The sequence below is a fragment of the Candidatus Nitrospira allomarina genome (assembly GCF_032050975.1).
GTDB classification, from domain to species: domain Bacteria; phylum Nitrospirota; class Nitrospiria; order Nitrospirales; family UBA8639; genus Nitrospira_E; species Nitrospira_E allomarina.
Genome location: NZ_CP116967.1, coordinates 3713994 through 3737652, shown reverse-complemented (window position 1 = coordinate 3737652; position 23659 = coordinate 3713994). Strand labels below are relative to the sequence as shown.

The 23659-nt window shown below is 50.3% G+C and carries 16 protein-coding genes; 5 read left to right on the top strand and 11 right to left on the bottom strand.

From position 1 onward, the window contains the following. Positions 1–71: 71 nt before the first annotated feature. From PP769_RS16580 to PP769_RS16570, 3 genes are all read left to right on the top strand, one after another. On the top strand, positions 72–3071 hold the full coding sequence (locus tag PP769_RS16580) for an AsmA family protein (RefSeq protein WP_312642189.1): 3000 nt from the start codon (positions 72–74) through the stop codon (positions 3069–3071). A 67-nt stretch (positions 3072–3138) separates the two neighbouring features. Beyond that, positions 3139–4110, top strand: coding sequence for an AsmA family protein (locus PP769_RS16575; RefSeq protein WP_312642187.1), 972 nt, complete (start codon positions 3139–3141; stop codon positions 4108–4110). A 492-nt stretch (positions 4111–4602) separates the two neighbouring features. Next, positions 4603–5529, top strand: a complete 927-nt coding sequence (locus PP769_RS16570) for a hypothetical protein (RefSeq protein WP_312642185.1) — start codon at positions 4603–4605, stop codon at positions 5527–5529. 332 nt (positions 5530–5861) lie between these two features. Here PP769_RS16570 and PP769_RS16565 read toward each other — a convergent pair whose 3' ends face one another. The 8 genes from PP769_RS16565 to PP769_RS16530 all read right to left on the bottom strand — a co-directional run bounded on the left by PP769_RS16565 (position 5862) and on the right by PP769_RS16530 (position 19568). Beyond that, positions 5862–6890 carry a hypothetical protein gene (locus PP769_RS16565; RefSeq protein ID WP_312642183.1) on the bottom strand — a complete coding sequence of 343 codons (1029 nt, stop codon included), beginning with the start codon at positions 6888–6890 and terminating at the stop codon, positions 5862–5864. Between the two features lie 61 nt (positions 6891–6951). Then, on the bottom strand, positions 6952–7581 hold the full coding sequence (locus PP769_RS16560; protein WP_312642181.1) for a hypothetical protein: 630 nt from the start codon (positions 7579–7581) through the stop codon (positions 6952–6954). Positions 7582–7631: 50 nt separating this feature from the next. Then, positions 7632–9902 carry an MlaA family lipoprotein gene (locus tag PP769_RS16555; protein ID WP_312642177.1) on the bottom strand — a complete coding sequence of 757 codons (2271 nt, stop codon included), beginning with the start codon at positions 9900–9902 and terminating at the stop codon, positions 7632–7634. A 440-nt stretch (positions 9903–10342) separates the two neighbouring features. Beyond that, entirely contained in the window at positions 10343–11791 is a 1449-nt protein-coding gene (locus PP769_RS16550; protein WP_312642172.1) for an efflux transporter outer membrane subunit, read from the bottom strand. A gap of 1 nt (position 11792) precedes the next feature. Next, positions 11793–15032, bottom strand: a complete 3240-nt coding sequence (locus PP769_RS16545) for an efflux RND transporter permease subunit (protein ID WP_312642170.1) — start codon at positions 15030–15032, stop codon at positions 11793–11795. Between the two features lie 5 nt (positions 15033–15037). Further along, positions 15038–16237, bottom strand: coding sequence for an efflux RND transporter periplasmic adaptor subunit (locus tag PP769_RS16540; protein WP_312647060.1), 1200 nt, complete (start codon positions 16235–16237; stop codon positions 15038–15040). Positions 16238–16571: 334 nt separating this feature from the next. After that, a complete protein-coding gene (locus PP769_RS16535; protein ID WP_312642168.1) occupies positions 16572–18071 on the bottom strand; it encodes an alginate export family protein in 1500 nt (499 codons plus the stop codon). Between the two features lie 414 nt (positions 18072–18485). After that, complete coding sequence (locus PP769_RS16530; protein ID WP_312642166.1) at positions 18486–19568, bottom strand: TonB-dependent receptor; 1083 nt, start codon at positions 19566–19568, stop codon at positions 18486–18488. Positions 19569–20102: 534 nt separating this feature from the next. On the opposite strand from PP769_RS16530, the gene PP769_RS16525 reads away from it, so the two are divergent. Next, positions 20103–20639, top strand: coding sequence for a DUF4136 domain-containing protein (locus PP769_RS16525; RefSeq protein WP_312642164.1), 537 nt, complete (start codon positions 20103–20105; stop codon positions 20637–20639). 249 nt (positions 20640–20888) lie between these two features. Then, positions 20889–21137: a DUF5132 domain-containing protein gene (locus PP769_RS16520; protein WP_312642162.1), complete on the top strand. Its 249-nt coding sequence runs from the start codon at positions 20889–20891 to the stop codon at positions 21135–21137. 624 nt (positions 21138–21761) lie between these two features. Here the strand turns inward: PP769_RS16520 and PP769_RS16515 are convergent. The 3 genes from PP769_RS16515 to PP769_RS16505 all read right to left on the bottom strand — a co-directional run bounded on the left by PP769_RS16515 (position 21762) and on the right by PP769_RS16505 (position 23639). After that, positions 21762–22343: a hypothetical protein gene (locus PP769_RS16515; RefSeq protein WP_312642160.1), complete on the bottom strand. Its 582-nt coding sequence runs from the start codon at positions 22341–22343 to the stop codon at positions 21762–21764. A 15-nt stretch (positions 22344–22358) separates the two neighbouring features. Further along, positions 22359–22826, bottom strand: a complete 468-nt coding sequence (locus tag PP769_RS16510; protein ID WP_312642158.1) for a hypothetical protein — start codon at positions 22824–22826, stop codon at positions 22359–22361. Positions 22827–23513: 687 nt separating this feature from the next. Then, positions 23514–23639 carry a YbaN family protein gene (locus PP769_RS16505; protein ID WP_312642156.1) on the bottom strand — a complete coding sequence of 42 codons (126 nt, stop codon included), beginning with the start codon at positions 23637–23639 and terminating at the stop codon, positions 23514–23516. Between the last annotated feature and the right edge of the window lie 20 nt (positions 23640–23659).

Sequence of the window (23659 nt, the reverse complement as noted above, 5' to 3'; positions counted from 1 at the left end):
TTCAAGTTGCAGGCTGTTGCGTCCGGAAAAACGATCCCACGTAAAACAGGCACTTATTCGTAAAGGAAACAATGCGTCGTCGCTTTCTGTGGTTGGGGCTTGGGAGTGTTTTTCTGATTGGGGTGTTGATTGCCCTCGCCTATATCCTTTTCCCCTTTTATGAAGAGGACGTCTATCGAGGGTCTTTGGAAGCGGGTTTTTCCGCAGCCATGGAGCGACCCGTTAAGATTAAAGGACCGATCTCACTCACCTTCTCCCTGCAACCTATTTTAATTCTAGAAGATGTATATGTTGCTAACCCTCCCTGGGCTTCTCAACCACATCTATTTCGAGCCGACCGACTTGAAATCGGATTGTCCTTGGGACCCCTTCTCCGGCGCCATTTGGAGATTGAAAATATTGCGTTGGAAGGAGCGGAACTTCTTTTGGAAGAAGGGTCCGAAGATCGAGATAACTGGACTTTCCGGAAGGACACTCAACCGGGCATGTTCTCACGGGCCGTTCCCTCGGACTTCATGACTTTCGCAGAAAGAGGGGAAATCATCATCGAACGCTCCCGAATTTTGTACCGGCCATACCCTGCTGAGGAAACGACTGACGTGTGGATTTATCGGGGATTAATCATTGCTCCCGACGACCGGCATAGCACATTTTCTTTGGAAGGAGCCTACCACGACAGCCCCGTCAAGATTGAGCTGATTGGCGGCTCTATCATGGACATGTTTACCTGGACCGACGCCTGGCCGGTCGAAGGGGTGCTGTCTACAACAGGAGCATCTGCATCTATACAAGGAAGTGTTGGAGAGGCGAACTCCGACCAGGCGTTTGAACTCCAGGTCCAGATAAAGGGGGACCGTTTGAGTGTGCTGAATGAACTTTTGCAGATTGACCTTCCCGATTCTCCCCCGGTCATGCTTGCAGGACACGTCGTGAAAACTCCCGATGTCATCAACTTGAATGAAATTCGTGGAACGTTGGGGGCCTCGGATCTAGGTGGACAATTGCGGATACAGAATGGGGATGAAGGGCAGAAAATAAGCGGTCGCTTGACCTTCAATGCCTTACAGATACATGACTTGACCTCTCTTACACCTCAACACTCATCCAAACCCGCATCTTCCCTGGAGGAACCGCTTTCCCTTCCTCCCGCGTCTCCGCCTATGGATGTCGATCTGGATGTCACGGTCGCAAGGCTCTTACTCGGCGAGGCGGATCTTGGTTCGTTGTCTTTTACTGCCGGCATAGGGGAAGGCCAGGTGCTTCTTGATCCTATTCAAATGAAAAGTTTCGGAGGGACGGGGGAAGCCCGGTTAACGGTCGACTTCAAGCCGCCTCAGGCACAAGCTACGCTTCAAGCGAAGGTGAGATCCTTGAACTATGGTTCTGCTCTTCGGGCTCTTGGGGGCGCGATGACTATCGAAGGCTCTACAGACTTTGATCTCACCGCTAACGGGAGTGGTGGCCTGTTGCCGGAACTCTTGAACTCGCTGACGGTGAACCTTCACAACCGTCGCACCACCTTCGGGTTTTCCGACCCAACGCCAGAAGCCGGCACCCCGGTTGTTTTGCGAGAAGGATCCCTGCGTGTGACAAAAGGGGGTCCGGTGACAATGGTTGCTCAAGGTGCGTATCGGGAAAGTACTGTGAATTTAAAACTGGCGACAACTTCTTTGATTGATCTGGCCACACCGGGAACGACATGGCCCCTGTCGATATCAGCTCAAGTCGGCGGGGCTTTTCTGGAAGCCAAAGGTTTTTTACAAACCGGCGGGCCTGATCTGACGGGGGCATTGGCTGTCTCCCTCAAAGGACGTCGGCTCAGTGAGCTTGATCCCGATCTTCCTCCTGTTGGTCCGTATGCTCTCAGGGCTCAGCTGACGAAGAAGGGTGACCGGTACGAAGTGAGTGATTTTCGCAGTCGGTTTGGAAACAGCGATTTGTCGGGAATTCTGGAAATGAATTTCCAGAAGGCCAGGCCTTATCTCACGGGGATTTTCACATCGAAGCAAATTGATTGGACTCAACTTTCCCGACCGGAGGATGAAAGTGAGAGTGCCATTCCATCTGAAGGGATGCGCGCGATTGATGTTGATCTGAACATGGTGATCAACCAAGTTCGAAATGGAAGACTGAATGTGGCCGGTCTGACCTTTACAGCCGGACTTCAAGCGGGTCGGTTGAAGGTGGAAAATGTTCAAGGAACCATTCTGGATCAGCAATCCGCATACGGTGATTTTCATGGCAGGTTTCAATTGGATGCCACCCGGACGATTCCGACGCTTTCCGGCAACGTGTCCCTTGACCATGTCCGGTACGAACATCTCTTCCCCGAGGTGGGATTCGTAGACCTCACCGAGAATGTTGTGAACCTGGATGCGGAATTTTCTAGTGTGGGTCACACAATTTCCGACATGGTGAACCATTCTACTGTTCGAGTCGATGGGGAAAAACTCTCGGTCAGGTTTCATCGGGAGGGCGATCATCCCGTCCCGGTGCAGGTGATTTCAAACTTGAAAGTTGAAACTGTGGACGGTGGGCCGTTACGCCTTTATGCCGAGGGGATATTTGACAGCACATCATTTCGCCTTCGATCGTCAACCGGTTCGATGATGGACCTCCTGAAAGACAGGGGATTGTGGCCCATGAATGTCCGGCTGGATGTCCCGGAGGCGTTAGTGGAATTGAGCGGCCACCTTATTCTTCCTCATCCAGCCGAAGAATTTACGCTGCAGATTCTCATGAAAGGAAAGAATCTCAGGGATTTGAACTTTCTGACGGCAGCCAGCTTACCCGATATCGGCCCCTTGGACCTCACCGGTCTGGTCACGAGGTCTACTGTGGGATACCACGTCACCGATTTGGAAGGATCTCTAGCCGGAAGCGACGTGAGTGGCCATGTGACACTCTTAACGAATGGGATTCGCCCGCGTGTAAGGGGTAAACTCACCTCAGAGAATGTTGTCCTGGATGCCGTATTAACACCTTCGGTTGATTCCCCGGTACAAGATAAGAGATCGACGCTCAAAACCATTGGGGACTCGGTGAAAGGCATCGGCTCAATCGGCCGTTGATGTCCTTCGCGATACCATAGGCATAAGGAAAAAACCAAAGGCTTCCACGCTTAAGTCGATTCCGGATTTGGTTTTTCCGGTTGAGGATCTCAGGGCCATTGATCTCGGGCTTGATGTCGAAATTCAACATATTCGAAAGAGCAAAGAGGATCTGGGCCATGCCTCATTTCAGATCGCCCTTGAAGAGGGCTTGCTTGCCCTGCAACCCGTAACCGGAAATCTTTGGGGAGGGGAAGTTGAAGGGAAACTGGTCCTCGACGGAACCCAATACGTTCCGACCCTTGAGGCAAATCTGCACGTCCAGGGCCTGGATTATGAGCGCGTCAGCAGATCGTTCGAGGTTGCCGATCTGGTGAAAGGGCAGTCCCAATCCATCATGCTGGGCCTAAAGGGTCGAGGAGATACGTTACATGAAGTCTTGGAACAAGCCAGTGGACGATTTGAGCTGGTCGATGGCCCACTTGAACTGGCCACAAAATACATTGATTTGTGGGCGGCTGATTTGATCACGACGGCCTTAACTACTGCCTGGGAAAGTGAATCAGTCACCAAATTGAATTGTACTGTCGGGTATTTTGATATTGAAGAGGGAGTGGTGAAAAGTAATGATATCCTCATCGACTCCCATCGACTGACAATCGCGGGCATTGGAAAATTAAATCTGGCGGATGAAACCCTGGACGTGCTCCTGACTCCACGGCCCAAAGACCCCAGTTTATTCAGTCTGGCTCACACGGTTCGCATCACCGGTCCGCTTTCAGATCCGGATGTGTCCAGTGACAAATTCCGCATAGCCGAAAGCGGCGGGTGGGGACTGTTGGGGTTAGTCACTCCGGTGGGATGGGTGATTGCGATTCCGCAAATTGCTGGAACCACCATGGGGACGATGAAACAAAACCCCTGCGTTGAGGCCTTAAAGGGGCGACAAGAAACCGCTCAGGCTCTCGAAGATATCAAAGGCGGTTGGTGGGGAAAAATTAAGAAGACCTTTACCAATCTTGGTGGATCTTCTAAATCTTCTTCCGACAATCCACGGTAAAGGAACGCAGCCGTATGGCCAAAATAGTGCGGACAGAACTAGGGAGGTCAACTATTTGGTGACAACAAATTGAACCCCAACGAATAAAAATGATGTGGAGAGAATCGTGTTTTTGATATCGTCCTACGTATGAAGGAAAACCGGAAAAGACACATCATCGAAATTGTAACAGGGGAAGTCCGGTCTTGTTGGTGGTTTGGGCTGTCAACGGCCGTTATAGACCCGAACCACCAGGGGTGATCCTCAGATATGGCTTGAAGCTGGAAGGGAGTGCCGCCAATGTCGGGGTAACGTGTTCAACGAAGAATGATCAATTAAGGCAAGCAACATGGACCACTGCCGCCTACCGAATCCCTTGGGCAAATTCAATGGAAGAGGTCGGGGCTTTCACAAAAGGCCACTACTATGCATTTCACCATTCAGCCATTACCCATTCTCAAAGTTGGAGTGATGATAGCGGTTTTAAACAGTTTTCCAATGATAAGTCTTGGAATGACCAAGGACATTACCACTCCTCCTCCCGTGAGTGGTCATGAACTTTCTATTGAATCCATCACCCCGGCGGATGTGTTCGCACGTGTGCAATTGGTACGGAAAGAACTGGACGACATTCGTTTTGAAATGGGAAGACCCAAAAGTCGCGAAATCGGCCTCCTGGTTGAAAATGCGACGCCTCACGAGGTGTTCTTTCAAGCCAAAACCCTTAATCAAAAAGTGGCCAGGTTGGTCGCAGAACTCACCGAGAAATCGCAGGTCGAGGGAACAGAAGAGGATCCGGGCGATATACGTCCCTATCATGTCTGGAAAATGATCGATACCTCTTTGCGCCGACTCCTGTCTCTTAAACAGCAATTAGGGCTTTCCCTGACGAACAGTGAAGCCCTGGCCGATGGTGAAACTACTCCCAATCAAGTCTTTTTTGTTATTGGATTGGCGAATACCCAACTCAACCTTTTACTGATGCATCAGTTTTCTCCGAAAGATGCTGCAGAATTGGTCGGCCTGGGCATCGACTACACCACACAACTTTTGCGTCAATTTCCTTCCACTCCCGCCCCGCCTCCTCTCCCTTCGCTTGAGCGAGGGCGTAAGTCATGGAATAGCTATGACCATCTCATTGATTGTTATATGGTGTTAGGAAATATCGCACGGGCCTCCCATATTCAAATGTTAACGTTGGCCCCTCAGAATCTGGATCGTCCCGATATTCAGTCGAATGATGTCTACGATTTAGCAACGCTGATCATCTCTGAACTTGCGTATCTCCATGCCCACCTTCCTCATATTCCTCCACCAGCCCCTGTCAGACTTCATGGTCCTATCCTGCCTTCCCATGTGTATCAACAGGTAGGTGGACTCCTGGCTCAATTGAAAGTATTACACACGCAGGTTCAATCTCATCCCGAATGGCTCAAATAGACTGTTGGCCTGAATGAAGACCGAACCAACAGCTCACCTATTATGACATGAGCTATCAATATAAGGCGTTGGGCATGTCGAAATTTGTTTGAAATTCTTTTTTCGTTTCGAGATTGAAAAGAGCCGATGATTTTTGTGGTTGCCGGCGCCAGGTTGTATGCTCGTTCCAGCGCTTCATGGTTGGGCACGTGGCCTTGCCACGCGTACGGTTCGGTTTCCTCAACGTGGTGCCGTCTGTCGGGCAACGGTCTTTGGCAAGGATTTCCGGAGTGTGATTTACCTTGGGACTAAGCGGGTGATGGAATGAATGAATGAGAGAAAAGTTCAATTGTCTATCGGGAGAGCCATTTCGGATCGGTTGTGACTAACTGTTCCAGTGTCTTTAACTGCTGTAGAAGCACGGTAGCTTGTTGGTAGACATGTGAAGGAAACATGCGGCCCGGATATGGAATAGGCCTTGGAGCATCAATTTGTTTGAGTTGCGCGTGGAGATAGGCCAGGTCCGAAACCAGGAGGGTGGCCATATCATAGACGTCGCTTGGTTCCAATCGCCGGGAATGGCCGACATTTTTCGCGGTCGGCAAATCAAGATGAAGAACAGGTATGCCGGACTGATGCGCAATTGTTTCCAGAATGGCATAGCATTCAACCAGGCGAAGGAATACATCGACCGGCTGCTTGCCCCTTTCGAGCGGGGGAGTCTCCGAAGGCTCCTTTGGTTGGGGAAACCTGGCCAGCAACCGTTTAGCATACTGACTGGCCAGAAGCACTTGTTGCGACACATCACTAGGTGAGAAGTGTCGCTCCTGCAGTAAGTTGATTTGCCGGTTGGCTTGCACAATGGCCCGTCCGGTTTCTGTCAGAGTGGTCGAGGGATCTTCGGGGCGTTCTGAAATAATTTCCTTCAGGCCTAATTCCTCCTTGATGGCCAAAATACGAAGGTAGCTTGCGTTCACCAATTTCCAGATATGCAAGGGTGCAAGAGCGGAAAGGGAAATAGGTTCCGGTGAAATTCCTGTACTTCCGGTGAGTTCCAGCGCGAGACGGTCGGCCTTATGAAAGAGGGTAAGGGCCTGGAAATAGGCTTCATGGGAGTGAACATTGGTGACGATGGCTTCGGATTGGATTGCCAACGGTTTTCCCATTTCAAACCGGATCAATTCCAGGGTCTCACGAAGCATCTGAACCCGGGCCAGGACATCGGCAGGCGTGATTTCTTTGAGAGAAATGGAATGGCCGCTTACGGGGTTGGGTTCATTCAGGCTCCCTACCATTGAGGCGGGCACCGTTTCGATGCTGACCATGAAGAAGAGCATCACACCGAATAAGCTGATTCTCAAGGCTTGAATATGTTTGTTCACTATTCTCATCCCTTCGTGAGTCCTGCGGAATTTCATCAGGCAATGACTTTCCACGTTGCGTCTATTGCGATTGGTCTATCGACTTTTTGGCTTCCTCCGGAGTCACGACACCTTCCTGGATCAGATTCTGCAGCGCACCTTGATACGCATGAGAGGCGGTCTTTCGGATTCCCCGGACTCGTAAAACCGGAGGATATAAGCGAAGAAGGTCAGGGTTCTTTATTTCGATGGGAAACGATTCACTTTCACCGTATGGGGGGAGTTCTGCCTGGCCATCAACCGGAACCCGAAAATACGGTTTCCCATCTTCAGTATTCCCATCGGTTCCTTGAATATCGAGGCTGGTGGTCACATCACGAAGCCGTGCCATTTCTTGAATTTTGTCTACGACGAGAATAAGGGAATCGGCCTCAATGGGGTCGCCGGTTTGATTTTTCAATCGGACCAGATACCGGACATCCCCACGAGAGGAAAGCCTTCCTCCCGAAAACAATTCGCCTCCGCCGGAGAAACTTCCTCCGGGATCATAGGAGAGCAAGGGAACGACTCCTCCTGTGAGATCCACGAGGTCATCGTTCAATGAATCTCCATAGGCTTGTTCACTACCCCCTCCATAACCTAAAAGAAACAGCAGCAGGCCTGTTCGGACAAGATTCGTGAGGGTCTTTCTCTGCAGCGATTGAATCATCATGACGTCATCTTACAAAGAATGCGATAAACCTGCAAAGTCCCCAAACCGGGCTACTTGGCAATTTCCAATTCCCGATATTTGGTATAAAGGAACCGAATCAGGTCATATTCGAACGGAGAGCCCGTTTGGTAATAACGAAAACTCAACTGATGCCTCATATCCACTCCCCATGTCAGACTGAAGGGAACACTACGTTCAAAATGATGATTTAAATGCAAAGGAGTGTATAAATAGAAGATGCTGGCCGCGGAATCTGTCAGCAGACCGGTCGTATCTCTAATTGATGAAGGCCCAAAAATGGGAAGTACGACATAGGCGCCCGGGTTCAATCCGTAATGTCCTAGCGTTTGGCCGAAATCCTCGGTTTGTTGCAGCAATCCTAACGGAGTGGCATGATCGAAAAATCCTCCTAATCCGAAAGTGCAATTGATGAGAAACCGTCCCAAGGTGTTCAGTGTCGCTTCCCCCTTGAGTTGAAGCATCGAGTTGATCAGATTACGGATGTCGGCAATATTCGAGAAAAAATTTGAGATTCGATCCTCGAAAAAATCCGGCATGACGGCTTCATACCCTTCCACCACAGGCAGAAAAACATATTCATCAAACTGTGCATTAAACTTATACGTCCCCCGGTTAAACCCTTCTATGGGATCATAGACATCCACCAGATATCTGGCGTCAGGATGCACGACGTCCTCTATTGGCCGTTTCGCCGGTTCAATCCTTCCACCTTCAGCGTCCTCCGCGCTGCGGGTACTAACCCTTAGCGCAGCGTCAGGAATGTTTTCCGAGGCTGTCGCCCGGGCTTGTGCGGCCTGCAGATAGGCATGAGATTCTTGAAGCTTGCTCTCTAAGTTCTGGATTTGTTGATCGAGTTGAGATGGGAAGTCGAGAGAGGATGGGTATGAAATTCTCTGTGGGATGCGAGGGGCAGGAAAATCGTTCAGTCCAGCTGCCTGATGCGTCGGGTAGCCACCAGCCATCGGTCCGGGCGTCGGGAGCATGGTTTCAGGGTGCTGAACCGTGTTTGGGGGGAGAGGGTTTCGAAAGAAATCCACGATATAATTCAGGGTGGTCCTGTGATCCAGGTTGCCGCAATGTCCTCCCCGGGGATAAATTTTGGCCCGCGGCCCGAATAATGTCTTGAGATAATCCAATTCGCCGGGCGCAAGGATGATGTCATCCGCATTATGCAGAAGTCCGACTTTCGGGGTGTGTCTTAGGTATTCCTCCAGTGTGGCCAAACTCAGGTTTGCGATGAGCTGCTGTTCCGTCATCCCGGGGTATCTAGCTTGAAAAAACGGGTAAAACATTTCACGGAAATAATCCAAAAATGTCACATGATTGGAGACTTTAAAATAGTCCGTCACCGAGTCGGTTGCCGACAACACCAGATTTTTCGGTTTGATATATCCCGAATTGGTCAGGACGTCGGATGTAAAAACCATATTTGCGGATGAGAGGCGAAACGAGGTGCCAATGAGTGCGGCTAGGAGCTCATCCGGAAGATGCCGGTGTTTATAGGCTGAATATAAAAATTCACCGCTAAGACTCACGAATTCACCATGCTGGTATTCTTCCGAAAAGGTATGAAACACGTTGTCGAAAAAATCCGGAAATTGATCCATTCCGCCGGGAATATTGTTAGCCAGCAGGTCATCAAGGATGGAGGTCGAGGTGTATAAGCTTACCGGCGGGTTGATCAGCAGAACTTTTGTGAAATGGAAATCGTCCTGTTCGCCGTCAAGTTGGGACACAAAGGCCGCCTGGGCCGCGCCCAAACTGTATCCCGTGAGATAAAACTCTGTGACCTCGATTTCGTGTTCAATGTCCAGCCAGGCCAATCGCATGACTCGATACAAGTCTTGTGAATCTTCCAGAAGATGACCGGGGATCCCGGTTCGGGAGGCCGAGACGATAAAGTCGGGATGAGTAGGGGAGGATAAAGAGAGAACATGGAAGCCCGCCTGAAAAAATGCTCGCTGCAGAACCTGCATCTTTTCAGAATTATACCCTGCGCCGGTCCCGGCGATGACAAATATCAACGGTGAGGGTTTGTCTTGGGTCACCAATGAATACCGCATATTCTCCCCATACCAGAGAATGTCGGGGAGAGCGCGATCTGGAAATACATTCAATTCACGGTCTTCAATGGGGATATGCTGGGGAAGTTCGGCTTTTAGTGCCACCGGAGTTCCAATTACTGTCGCGGCATATGGACTCACATCAGGATAATCGTAGCCAGCCTCCTGAGCCTGACTGAAAGAGGAAAACCAGCCCACCATCGACAGCATGAAAAACAAGAAGACCCGTTTGACCATTCACCTCCCTTTCACTGAGTTATGTGCCAGACCAGGAATGTCCAGTCATACAACATGAAAGAAGTCAGTCCGTAATGTGTTCCAGAAATGGTTTAAATTTCCCCCAAGAAAAAGCCATCTCCGATGCGTGGTCTGTGGCCGTCACACCGCACCTGGCCATACCAGTATGTGAGTGATGATGAGAATCCAAAATTTCGTCGAAGGAACGGGATGAACAGCCTGTCACCACTCTCACGTATTCAGACAATTAAGAAGCTGCCTTCTGTTGTTGCAGGTGGAGAATCTCAATAACCCCTGAATGAAGCCTCCTGTTTGTGAGAACAGAAGAATGATTCTCTCGAAAAAAAACTGCGTGTTCTAATAATTTATCCTTTCCTTCCAATTGACCCTCTCCGACCATGTTCCGATTCCTGGAGCAGTCCAACGTTGAGGGAGAGCTCTCATCCTTGTTGTTCTCCCTCGGAAGGGGTCCAACCGCCACCCAGGGCTTTGTAGAGCCGGACGATGGAACTTAGATGTTGCTGCCTGGTTGAGACCAGGCTCAGTTCGGCCTGAAAGAGGTCCCGTTGTGCTGATAAGACATCCAGGTAGGAGGCAAACCCTCCCCGGTAACGTTTGTCTGCGAAATTCAACGCGGACTTAAGGGATGCAACCTGGGATTCCTGTGCCTCACGTTGTTCGCGGGTTTTCGTAATCGTGATCAATGAATCCTCAACTTCTCTAAACGCATTGAGAATGGCCAACTCATACCGGGCAAGGGCCTGTTGTTCTTGTGCGGTTGCAATTCCCACCCCGTAGCCAAGTGCCGTCGCGTTGAAAAGTGGACCGGTCAAGGTGCCTGCGACTCCAACCGTTGCGAACGGTCCGGTTCCCATGGAATTTATTTGAAAACCAGCTACCCCACCACCGCCGTTGATACTGAATTGAGGAAAGCGTAGAGCCTGGGCCACACCGATATTTGCATTGGATGCGATGAGTTTCTGTTCCGCCTCCAGAATATCGGGGCGCTGACTCAGAAGACTAGAAGGCAATCCGACCGGTATTTCCGGTGGCAGAGGTTGTTCCGTGAGCCCAAACCCACGCGGGATGGCCATCGGCCGTTGTCCTAATAGGACGCTAATCCGGTTCTCTGCTTGAACTCCCTGCTGCTCCAGATTTGCCAACTGTGCTCTCGTGCCAGCCTGTTCGGCCTCGAATCGATCCAGATCCAACTTCGAAGCATACCCGTGTTCATATTGCGACCGACTGAGTCTCACGGCTTCGTCCCAGACTTTGAGCGTGCGTTTGGCAATTTGCACCTGAAGATCAAGAGCACGGAGGGTGAAGTAGGATTGGGCGACGTCACTGACCAGCGCGATGACGACCCCGCGCTGGTTTTCCACTCGTGCCAGTAATTCCGCTCTGGTGGCTTCGACGTTCCGGCGAATCCTTCCCCAAAGATCGACTTCCCATTTGATGCCCCCCATGAAGGATTCCCTCGAATAGTCAAGGTTCCCGCGTCCGCTTCTTCCAGCGGCTTGCCCAGGGAGAATCGATCCGCCTCCAGTGGAGAGTCCATTATTCGTGTTGTGATAGAACAAGCCATCGCCGGAATAATCCAGGGAAGGGGCGAGGTCGAATTGAGCGATGACCAGTTGGTTGTTAAATTCCTCAACCGCCGCGGCCGCAACTCGCAGGTCAAGATTCTCCTCTAAAGCGGTATGGATGAGTTTTTGAAGTTCTTCATCCTTGAACAACTCCCACCACGGTATATTGGCGATGGATTCAGATGTGTCGGGTGCGAGCCGCCAGGAATCGGACGTCGGAATATCGGGCCGCTTGTAATCCGGCCCCATGGTGCAGCCGAAGGCGATCAGGAGGCTCAGGAGCATGGCACTACATTTTGGCATATCAGTGCTCTCCCTGAAGATGAATTGAAGCCTGTCCGGTTTTGTGTTGTGAGGATATTTTAAGTGAATCTTTATCCTCCAGGAACTCATAGTCTTCGGATGTCGGGCCCTCAGGGTCCGGGGGGAGTTCCTCGTCATGACGGTGCATGAGCCGTTCTACGACATAAAACGCGACAGGGATAAGAAAAATGGCAATAAAGCTGGCGGCGATCATCCCTCCGATCACGGCCACCCCGAGAAGAATTCTCCCGTGTGCGCCTGCCCCCGATGAGAGAACCAGAGGAACCACTCCCAGGATAAAGGCCAGCGAGGTCATCAGGATCGGCCGTAGGCGTAGCCGGGCTCCCGTAAGTGCTGCCTCCACCAGAGAACGACCTTTTTCATATTCCATTTTTGCGAATTCCACGATCAGGATCGCGTTTTTTGCAGACAGGCCGATGAGCATGATGAGGCCGATTTGAGTGAACACGTTGTTTTCCATTCCAAGTGCCCACAGAGCTCCAAACGCTCCGAACACGGCGATCGGCGTGCAGAAAAGCACACTGAAGGGGAGACCCCAACTCTCATACTGGGCTGCCAGGATCAGAAAGACAAAGAGGAGGGAGAAGCCGAAAATCACACTGGCGGGTACTCCCTCAGCCGCGGCCTTTTCCTGGAATGACATGCCCATGTAATCGAAGCCCATTTCATGTGGCATGGTTTCGGTAAAGACCTCCTCCAAGGCTTCCATGACCTGACCGGAGGTATACCCCGGTTTTCCGGAAGCGAAAATTTGTGCGGACCGGTAGCCGTTGAAGCGCATGGTGAATTCAGGCCCGGAAACTTTTTCCATAGTGACAAGGGTCGAGAGCGGGACCATTTCACCGGACGTATTTCGTACGAAAAATTGACCGACGTTTTCGGCATTGGTCCGAAAGTCTCCTTCCGCCTGCACATACACCTGCCAGACACGGCCGAATCGATTGAAATAGTTCACCATCACACCCCCCATGAATGCCTGGAGCGTTTTATAGACATCCTCCAGTTGCACGCCTTGTTTGAGCGCTTTGTCCCGATCTACTTTGGCAAACACTTGAGGTACTGCGGGAATAAAGGTGGTATTCACGGAAGCGACTTCCGGTCGTTGACGGGCAGCTTCCATAAAACGTTCGAGGTTTTTTGCAAGAAAGGCCACATCCTGTCCGGAACGATCCTCCAGGACGAAGGAAACGCCTCCCGAGGTCCCCACGCCAGGAATGGCCGGCGGAGGGAAAAGAAAGGCCATGGCTTCAGGCAATGCCGCGAGTTTCCGGTTTACATCTTTGAAAATAGCTAAAAGTTTTTCCTCCGGTTTGGTGCGTTCCTCCCATGGGGCGAGTGTGACAAAAAAGAATCCGTTATAGGTCGTCGTCACACTGCTCAACAAACTATATCCCACGACGGTGGTGACGTGCTGAATGCCGGGAGTCTCGAGCAGAATAGCTTCGACCTTCTTGGCGACTTCATTCGTTCGTTGCAGTGAGGACGCTAACGGCAGTTGGAGGTTCAGGAAAACATATCCCTGATCCTCCGTCGGAAGGAAGCCGGTGGGAAGGCGTGTTCCCAAAAACCCTGCGGCAATAATGAACACAAGCAGGATGACCATGGACCGTCCGGCCTTGCGAATGAGATGGTGGCAATATCCAACATATCCGGTGGTGGCCCGTTCAAACCGGTAATTGAACCACTCGAAAAAGGCTCCCAATGGTCCTCTTGCAGGGGTTTTGGGACGCAGGAGCATGGCAGAGAGAGCAGGGCTGAGTGTTAACGCATTAAAGGCGGAAAGAATGACTGAGAGAGCAATCGTGAGTGCGAACTGCTGATAAAAGCTTCCCGTAATCCCCGGGATGAAGGCCGTCGGGATGAAAACCGCCGAGAGGATTAGGGCGATCGCAATCACCGGTCCGGAGACCTCATCCATGGCTTTCCGGGTGGCATCCTTCGGGGACAGTCCCTTCTCGATATGGTGTTCGACCGCCTCGACCACAACGATGGCATCGTCAACTACAAGGCCGATGGCCAACACCAGCCCCAGCAACGACAGCGTGTTGATCGAAAAGTCCAATATGGGGAATACCGTGAATGTCCCGATAAGAGAAACAGGAACCGCAATGAGTGGGATGAGGGTGGCCCGCCATCCCTGAAGGAAAAGGAAGACCACAATGATCACGAGGATCACCGCTTCGAAGAGGGTATGCACGATTTCCTTGATGCCCTCTCGCACCGCCAGGGTTGTGTCGAGCGCGATCTTGTACTCCAGATCGTCAGGAAACCGCAGCTTCATCTCTGCCATCAGTTTCTTGGCGTGATCCATGGTAGTGATGGCGTTTGAACCAGGAAGTTGATAAATAGCAATGGCCGCACTGGGCTTTCCGTCCAGACGGCCGATCTGACTGTAGGTTTGCGCACCCAGTTCGATACGCGCCACATCCTTTAACCGGATAATGGAGCCGTCCGCGTTGGCACGCACGATGATCTGCCCGAACTCCTCCTCGTTGGCCAGGCGGCCCTGGGCGAGCACGGTATAGGTGAATTCCTGTCCCTGGGGAACGGGCTGCCCACCGATCTGACCGGCGGGGTTGACCGTGTTCTGTTTTTTGATGGCATCCAGAATCTCGGCTACCGTGATTTCCAGTTTAGCCAGATGGTCGGGGTCTACCCAGAAGCGCATGGCATATTGACCCGCTCCGAAGATCAAGACCTGCGCCACACCGGGAACCCTCGCAAGGGAATCGTTGATGTTGACGTAGGCGTAATTGGCCAGAAAAATTTCGTCATACGTGCCACCAGGGGAATAGAGGCTGAAAATCGCCAGTGGGCTGGTGGTGGCCTTTTTGATCGTGACCCCGTAGTTTCTCACGTCGGCAGGCAATTGCGATTCGGCCTGCATGTAACGCATCTGCGTCAGGATCTGGTCATCGTTGGGTATCGTGTCGACGTCAAAATCCACGCGCAACGTCATCTGGCCATTGTTGGCGTTCATGGAATACATATAGATGGAATTGTCTACTCCGGCCATCTGCTGTTCGATGGGGGTGGCCACGGACTGCTCCAGGGTAACGGCATCCGCGCCGACATACGTGGCCTGTAACATGATTTCAGGAGGGGCAATGTTGGGAAACAGCGCAATGGGGAGTTGCACCATGGAGACGAGGCCAAGAACCACCATGATGATCGAAATGACGATGGCGACGATCGGGCGGTCGATAAAGAATTTGGCCATGGGATTTATTGGGTCGTGTCAGGTTGTTCGGGGGAACCCTCGGCGCCGGGTTGTGTTTCGGCCTGGGTCAATTTGGGTGTGACCTCCATCCCATCACGGACCTTGAGAAGGCCTTCAACGATGACCATCTCGCCGGGTTTCAGGCCTTCATCAATCAGCCAGAGTGATCCGATCCTGTGACTGGGAATCACGTTTCGAAAAGCCACCTTGTTCTCGGCTCCGATTATTCCGACCTGATACGTACCCTGAAGTTCCTTGACGGCCCGCTGTGGAACTAAGAGTCCTCCTACTCGGGTTTCGATAGAGGCACGCACTTTGGCAAAGAGGCCGGGGCGTAGGAGATGGGTAGGGTTCGGGAAATAACTCACGATGGTGATCGTTCCGGTTTTGCCATCAACCTGGCGATCAGCGAGTACGGCTCTCCCCTTGTGCGGGTAGACGCTTCCGTCGGCAAGGACCAGCTCGAGAGTATGTTTATTGGATCGTTGTGCTTCGGCCTTATTACCGGCTTTCGCGATCCGATCCGCAAATTGTAAATATTCCCTCTCACTAATGGGGAAATTGACCTTAATCGGGTCTACTTGAGAGACCGTCGTCATCACCGTATTCTCGACGATGAGATCACCGATTTGCGCGGTAGCGATTCCGGCTATCCCGCTGATCGGAGACGTCACACTGGTCCAATCAAGGTTGAGTTGGGCATTGTCCAATTTGGCGCGCGCAGAAGCGACCGAGGCCCGGTTTGCCGTGCCGGCTTGTATGGCATCATCCAGTTCCTTCTGGCTGATGGCCCCTTCCGCCGCAAGAGGGGTGTTCCGCTTGATGTCAAGCAGGCTTTTTTTATAGGCCGCGTCCGCCCTGATGAGTTCGGCCTTCAACTGATCCAGGGTTGCCTTGTAAGGTCGTGGATCGATTTTAAACAAGAGATCGTTGGCTTTGACAACGGATCCTTCCGTGTAATGTCGGGACAGGAGATATCCCTGAATTCTGGCGCGAATCTGCGCATCCACATAGCCAACTGTCGTTCCGACCCACTCTCCATAAATCGGGACGTCTTTTTGAATTACCTCCGCAACCAACACCTCCGGGGGCGTGGCGGTGGATTCCGCTTCCGGGCGATCGCACCCGGAGGTCATCGCCAACATCAGGCATAGCAGCAGCTTTGACCCTTTCCTGAAATGGGTATGTGGAGTGTGTACTCGCATTTTCACGATTGACGTTCCTGGGTTTTATACGAAGAAATGACAAAAAAATCCATTAATTTATGTTCTATCCATTTTCCGGTTTGTGACCGGATAGAAGAGAGGAACGGTATTTTCCATTGTCCAGGCTCAGAACTCAAGGGAAAATGCCAACTATTTTTGCACGGCCTGATGGACCCTGACCGATGAATGGGGTTCTGAGAAGAGTGTGAGAAATATGAAGGAAGGAATGGATTGGTTTCAGACGACGAAAAAAAATTTTCCGGATTAAGGTCAGGAATGGAAAAAATTCGAGTCCCTCCAAATGGCTTATTCGCCGATTGTCCTTTCCAGAAACCTAAAATCTGACTTCTGTTTGGATATAGAAGTAATTGGTATCATTGGCTGGAGGATTTCCTGGCACATCAGTCTGATTTTTAATATAAGAGCCCTTAAAGAAGTGTTCATAGCCGGCATCAATGATGAAGCTTGGCGAAGGACGCCATTGAAGTCTGACTTGCACATCCTGTCCTAAAAAATTTCCTGCGGCTCCCGTTGGATCTTGCATGCCGGAGTTGACCCACTTATCCCGGGATTGGGCCAAATACCAGACCCGGTATTTCACATTGATATCCAAGGTTGGAAGTGGGTGAGTGATCAGCCGGATGCCAGGCGAGCTGATGTTGGAACGAAAGAAAGGGCCGAAGAGACTGGTGGAGGTATATTCAAAATTGCGCGCACCAAAGAGGCTATCGAAAGTATGGCTTTGGTTCCCATTAGGATTTTTTGTGCCACTGGCATAATCATACATGGCCAAAATCCTTGGTGACCATGGAAAGGCAAAGGTATAGCCAAGGGAGAAATGTTGGAGGTACGCAAAATGATCCATGTTGTCCAATGTACCGAATTGCCAGGCAGATTCCGCTTCATAATCATACGCTCCAATTTCCGGTCGTTGATAGACCCGGACTCCTAATGTTGAATGCTCTCGTTCGGTTCCTCCTTTCTTCTCCTTTTCATCCCTGCCAAAATAGTAGAGTTGGGTTCTGGCCCAGGAAACGTGCGAGTTTTCATACGAAAGCCCCCAGAAATAATTACCTCCATTCGTAAACAAGCCAAAGCGATTCCTGTTGTTGTTATCGGAAACAACTTCCGAAAAAAAGGCGCGGAAAAACCACTGATTGGTCTCAGCTACTCTCCAATGAATACCATCAAAGGGTTGGGCGGTATTTGGAAAACGAGAACGAGCGACGAGGCGTCTTGACCCGACATCCATATTAATGCGACCGACGTGAAGATCCGTTCGAAGGCCGGTCTCCAGGAAACTTGGGAGAGTCATAGACACAAACAATTGTTGGATATTGGCCGCATTGAACGTGGAAGAACCAACGACGTCCGTATTGGACTGTTCACCGGAATTCGCTCCTTGAAACTCTAGCTCAGCCCGGAAAACCTTCCATTTGGTCGTGGCCCGAAAGCGGGTTCGCTGATTCCAGGTCCAGGTATTGCCTTTCTGGTCGGCCTTAAAAGGGTAATCAAATCCTTCTCGACGAACTCGATTGGTAAAGCCCAGATCCAACCACTCGGGGGTATTTAGGGCAGCGGACAAATACCGGGGCCATTTGATAACGTTTTCTTCCTGAATAAGCACTTGATCAGGATATTCATTCCAGGTCCACTTCTGACCGTTTCGAATCCGCTCCCATACATTTTGAGGAATGTCTCTGGTTCTTTTCCTGACTGCATCCAATCGCCATAGCAAGAAAGGATCATCTATGGGAGGAGATGGTTGTTTGTGGGGTTCTTCGCTCTGCGAAACGGAGGCAGTCAGCAGGATCCAACACAAGGATAGAGCCATGACTTTTCCTGCATTCCTGATTTGGGTGAACCAATTCCGCATGGAAGCTATACTGAGGTGTGGAGCCCTGGTTTAGGCTGCTCTAAAGTTTAGGTTCGTTCGACATTAGCCTGGGTGGTTGCCGGCGCTGATCGCTCTTCAGTTCCCTCTTCCTGTCGGGATGGGTTGTGGCCTTGTTTGAAATCGGCCAGTGAAAATATCAATGTTCAGAAAAACGCCTCTACCTTTTTTGCCGCTTCAGACCGAAATCTTCTTCGGAATGGCAGCCCTGGCATGAGGCGTCACAAGATAGCACCCTCTTGCAAAAAACTCATTAAGACAGGGTGCACTCAGGAAATATTCGCAAGAATGAAATTTTCTGACGTGCCCATCCTCTGGGTTACTGAGAGGATCATTCTTTTCGGCGTTAGGAATTTAAAATGCCAATTTGGCGCCCAGCCATGTGTTCAGGTTTTTTAACCCCTTCTCAAAACTCTCTTTTCGATGGGACCCCTGAAACCCGGCCGTTAACTGAAGAACCTCGTTCACCAGATACCGGGAAACAATGTCGCCCTGGATCACATTTTCATGTTGTCCCTTGCGTTCATCCCCCTGGATACCGGTGGTCCAACCGTTAAATTCATAATGCAGTCCCATCTCTAAGCTAAGACGTTCTGTGATCTCATATTCGAATTCTCCGGTCACGAAATGATTGAAGTAAGAGATATCATCTTGTAGCTCCGGCTGCTTACGCCCATCAGCCAATCCTCGTTCATAATGGTAGCCTAGCGCCAACCCGATCTTCTGCGTGGGCGCCCATTCCACGTGTGTCCCGACCGTCCAAAACCTGGTATCCCGTTGGCGAAAGGGTTTATCGTAGTCTCGCAATCCATAGCGGCCATAGAGAATAAGCCGCAAATCGTCGACCCCGGGGATTTGTTGAGCAAGCCCTCCGGCCCAATAATTGGTGGTGACCTCTTCATTTTTAACTTGTGGGGGATTCCCGTCGGACTCTTCAAGTGGCCGTACCTCGTTCTTTCCTAAAAATAAATCGGGTCCGAAAAAATAGCGCATCAGGAGCGCAGTGGTGGAGGTCAGGTTATGGGAGGCCTCAACGCTCAATGATCCGTGATTGAATTGGGTATTGTCGGTAAACACAAACCCCTGTCCACGGACACCCAATTCGGTAGGTCGACCCATTAACGAAAAAGATTTCATTATGTGGGCCATGGGTTCAAACACTACATCGTCTCCCTGGTTGGCAAGAAGGCTATCAATTACCGGTTGGGTGGGGTCCTGGTTTCGACTCAGCCGCCGTGTCGAGGAGAACAGGGCCGCATCGTCGGTATAATACACATTACTCTCGCCGGTGACCCTCCACCCGGCAAACGAAGGAGAGGCAAGAAAGAGAACTCCAATGAGAAAAGATACAAAAAACGGCATGTGAGTAGAATTTCCTGTGCCGATACAACTTAAGAACATCAGTCGTCGGGTTCGCAATTGTCGACGGACATCCATCCTCCTTGCGTCATTTCTGCGAGTCTGGGAAATTGTTTATCTTTAGACACACACAAATACATCCTGATTGAACATGTCGGAAAAGACGCCAGGGTTTTTAACGTATCTATTCATGCCGAGGCAATCACCATCCCACCGCTCATCCAAGGAATTTCCTCGAGGAGGAATATCGCATCTGGAGTCGCGAGTCGAAACGGGTGAGAAGTGTCTGCTATAGTTTGGTGCCAAGAAACCGGAGCAGGCAGAAAACATAGTGGACAAGCACCAATTGCCCCTCATGATTGGGGGGGAGAATCGGCCTTGCTCCTGGTGTTTTTTGAGCTAGGCAATCTTCAGAAATTTTCTGTTATGACATACGGCGCCCAATATTAATGCCGATAAAGCGGAAAAACGATCAAAGCCCACCTGTGCAGGCAGACTGAAATCTGCAGGCAGGAACTTTGGGGGGTGCCCTCTGTGAAGAAAAGACGAAATCCGAAATTCGGGAATGCGATGTGTATGGTAAAAGAAAGGGTATGACAAATGCGATGTTTCATGAGGCTTTTTGTTTTGTTGGCGTTACCCGGGTTTTGGGGGTGCTCCACCATTTCTGTGAGTTCTGATTATAGAGAGTCGACGGACTTTAGTGAGCTGAAGACATTTTCCTGGATGCTGAAAACGCCCGAAGGAGACATTGATCTGGGTGGGGCCAACCAAATGGCCCGGGAAAGGATTCAGGACGCGGTCGCAGCCGAACTGGCGAACAAGGGGTACATCGAAATTATCGCTGGAAAATCTGATTTCCATGTAACCTATTATGTTGGTAGGGAAGAGCGAATTCAGGTTGAAACTATGCGAGGACCGCTTATGAGGCCCTACTGGGGGATGGGTATGGGCTACACGGAAGTTTACCAATACGAGGAAGGGACGCTCATCATCGATCTGCTTGATGCGAAGCCGCCTCAGCATATTATCTGGCGTGGGGTTGCTAAAGGCGTGGTGGATTGGAAGGGTACTACAGGAGGCCAAACCGGTCTGATCAATGAGGCGGTCCAGAAAGTTTTGGCACAATTCCCTCCAAAACGTTCCTGATAAGTCGCATTCAGCTTGGGCGGAGTTTGATGGCACTAGGGACTCTATGGACTCTTCTTCATTTTAAGGAGCAGTGCCTCAAACAACCGGAAGGCCATTTTCTTTGCAATAGGATGAAATGCAGTGCGGCATGAAGAGAACCCGTTGGTTTTGGTTTTATAGGGGGCCCACATGCTTCACTAAATCTTTCCGTTTATGTTAATATTTTAACCGTTTCCAAGAAGCATTTTAATTACAAAGGAGGAGAACATGGAAGCTGTCATTGGTGGTGTGGTGGTCGGAGCTGTTGCCGCAGTGGCTGTACCCTCGATAGCCTCAGGAATAGGATCGGTTCTTCGCCCCCTTGCCAAGGAAATTATTAAAGGAGGTCTTGTGGCTTACGCGGCTGTGTCAGAAATGGTTTCTGAAACCGGAGAACATTTCAATGACATCGTTGCTGAGGCCAAAGCAGAAATCGAGCATCCCGATAAAAAATCCCCGCGGGCTAAATCGCAGTAGGCATGATTGGAGGCCTAGTCTAGCTTTTTAGGCAAGAGCCCCTAAGCTCACAGAAATCTTATTTTGGTAGCAGATTGAGCTGTTTCAAGCATTAAAAAGCGAACGTGATCCATTTTTGAAATGAACGTCTGGCGGTTGCTCTTTATAAATAAAGTTTGGCCTCAGAGACAAAATGCGGAGAAGAATACTTTACTGTCTCAGTTGGTACTCTTATTGACAGCTTGAAAGATGGGATGAGATTTTACCATTGGCAGATCCCATCACCAATCATTGCAGTAAATTTCCCATCAGGATGAGGAACTTTATTATCCTTTTGGCCTGAATTGACCTGGGCTTCACCCTACCGGTTCTTCTTTCACAACTGAACACATTTCACTCCTATCTTCACGGCTGGCTATGTCTGCCGGTATGTGATGAATAGAGGAGGGGCAGGATGGCGGGGGAGTATGATTCCGCTGGTCGGTATTTCTGAGCGAAAAACGAGTTCCCCGAAATTTTTGTCGAATAGTCAAAGGGGCCGATCATCTTTTCTAGGGATTCATCAGATTTCCATAGGAAAGCGCGTCCCTCATGAAAGGTTTTTCTATAAGATCTTAGGGTCAACGACAATCCGTTCTCCTCAATTCATGATTGGAGAGGGAAGGATGAGTGGATCTGTCTGGATTCCGGCTTACCTGGTACGCAACGCGGGCCATCCTGGTAGCGGATGGCAATTCCCGAGAGCGATCTCACGGTTGTGTCATACATCATGGGCGTACCCATGCCGTAAGGAGAATACCCGAATCCACCTATCGTGTATCCGGTCGTACCGTACCCTCCGTAACCAACCATACCGTAAGAAGCATAACCCCATCCGGGGTAGCCGTAATTGTATGCATAGCCTCCGTAGGCTGGAGTCGCGACTGTCCGTTTTGTCCCTCGATGGAGCACTACGGCGTCGGCCCCCAAATCAGCGGCTTTTTTGAGAATAGCACCTTCCTCGTCCTCATAACTCACGGCTGAATCCTGGACACTCAATTGGGCGATGGCAATGTGGGGACATTTTGGTTCCAGGGCCATCACTTCCACATCTAAAACTGATTTTTTGGGTGGAAAGGTTTGGTTGGTAAATCGAATAATATCGACTGAGGTACACCCGGTCATGATGACCCATATCCCCGTCAAGCATAAGGCAAAAAATGCGGTCGGTCGTTTTAGGCAATCCATTAGGGTCTCCTTGCCTTATCGCAAATATTGTTCGATCAATTTGGCTTCTGTTTCTATGCGCAACACCTCGATCCCGGCCCGCTGTTGTCGATAATCGTTCATGGCCTCTTTAAATTCTTTAAGTCGCCCAAGCCAGGTTTGTAAGGCGTCCGGTTTTTCTTCGGGATGGTCCTGGATTTTTCGCAAGAGCCCCTCCGTGAATCGCAATCCGTCGAGTTGCAGCTTCCATTGTTCCTGATGCAACTCCCACCCTCTCAGGTCAAGATTCCGGACTTCCTGAATGAGAGGATCCTTGGAATCCGGAACCTCACGTAAAAACTTCATCCGATCCGAAACCTTCTCTATGTTGATGGTCAATTCGGCAATGTGGCGTTCGATATCCATAATGATGAATGGCAAGGGGTGCTTTTCCTCATTTTCGGCCAATGAGGTTCCTATGATTCCCATGGTCAAGGTTAGCACCATTGCGAAAATGTTTGTCATGCGTGACATGGTCATTGCATCTGCCTTTCTTTGTCATCCAAGTGGATTGGGAAAATAATGAAACTCTGGAAGCCGGTTTGTTAATGAAACAAAAGAGTTGGCAGTGAGGATTCTTGAAATTGCGGATTAAGGGGGCATCCTCTTTCTATTTCACGAATGCAATGTTTCGAGTAACGGGCCATTTCAACATAAACTCTTTTGTCCTCGCAATGAAGAATTTCCACAGCCGGTATTCTTTTGGAAGGTTTTCGGTCTATGTGATATCTGCGAAATCTCCCGACTGAGAGAATGCCATGACTTAGTGGGTAGATCCAACTTTATGTTGGCTTTGCCTGGAGAAAAACAGGTTTGTGTGGACGTTTGTTGGGTTAGCTGTGGCAAGATAGTAGGATGAGACATTCCCTCTCGTGCTTTTACTGCCGATATCGAGTCAGACAAGGCTTTCAGTGAATCAGCACGTCCGCAGAGGCCAGTCGGCAATCTTCGGATAAAGGGATGGTCATGTTTTCCTGGAATTCTCGGTGTGTACCCAAGGGACTAAACGGCTAAGAGACTTCAAACTAAAGAAGCCGCCGGCACTTCCAAAAAATCGGCGAGAATTTCAGACAGAAATGACATGGCATCCTTTTAACCAGAAATGGTCGAAACGCTATTGCCTTTCAGGGGCAACAGTATGACTTCTTCTACCTAAATAGAAAAAAAGTATTTGGAAAGAAGAAGGATCGGAGTTCCCGGCAATCCTGGAATGATAAACAAGACCGCACCCACGATTAACGAAAGCCAACCCATAAAGTTATAAAATGACTTACTCATGTTGACTCCTCCATTTTGGG

Bases quoted from the DNA above. Each gene is read 5' to 3' on its own strand.
- PP769_RS16580 (WP_312642189.1), top strand. From the start codon at position 72: ATGCGTCGTCGCTTTCTGTGGTTGGGGCTTGGGAGTGTTTTTCTGATT.
- PP769_RS16570 (WP_312642185.1), top strand. From the start codon at position 4,603: ATGACCAAGGACATTACCACTCCTCCTCCCGTGAGTGGTCATGAACTT.
- PP769_RS16560 (WP_312642181.1), bottom strand. From the start codon at position 7,581: ATGATGATTCAATCGCTGCAGAGAAAGACCCTCACGAATCTTGTCCGA.
- PP769_RS16555 (WP_312642177.1), bottom strand. From the start codon at position 9,902: ATGGTCAAACGGGTCTTCTTGTTTTTCATGCTGTCGATGGTGGGCTGG.
- PP769_RS16550 (WP_312642172.1), bottom strand. From the start codon at position 11,791: ATGCCAAAATGTAGTGCCATGCTCCTGAGCCTCCTGATCGCCTTCGGC.
- PP769_RS16545 (WP_312642170.1), bottom strand. From the start codon at position 15,032: ATGGCCAAATTCTTTATCGACCGCCCGATCGTCGCCATCGTCATTTCG.
- PP769_RS16540 (WP_312647060.1), bottom strand. From the start codon at position 16,237: ATGCGAGTACACACTCCACATACCCATTTCAGGAAAGGGTCAAAGCTG.
- PP769_RS16535 (WP_312642168.1), bottom strand. From the start codon at position 18,071: ATGGCTCTATCCTTGTGTTGGATCCTGCTGACTGCCTCCGTTTCGCAG.
- PP769_RS16530 (WP_312642166.1), bottom strand. From the start codon at position 19,568: ATGGATGTCCGTCGACAATTGCGAACCCGACGACTGATGTTCTTAAGT.
- PP769_RS16525 (WP_312642164.1), top strand. From the start codon at position 20,103: ATGAGGCTTTTTGTTTTGTTGGCGTTACCCGGGTTTTGGGGGTGCTCC.
- PP769_RS16520 (WP_312642162.1), top strand. From the start codon at position 20,889: ATGGAAGCTGTCATTGGTGGTGTGGTGGTCGGAGCTGTTGCCGCAGTG.
- PP769_RS16515 (WP_312642160.1), bottom strand. From the start codon at position 22,343: ATGGATTGCCTAAAACGACCGACCGCATTTTTTGCCTTATGCTTGACG.
- PP769_RS16510 (WP_312642158.1), bottom strand. From the start codon at position 22,826: ATGACAAACATTTTCGCAATGGTGCTAACCTTGACCATGGGAATCATA.
- PP769_RS16505 (WP_312642156.1), bottom strand. From the start codon at position 23,639: ATGAGTAAGTCATTTTATAACTTTATGGGTTGGCTTTCGTTAATCGTG.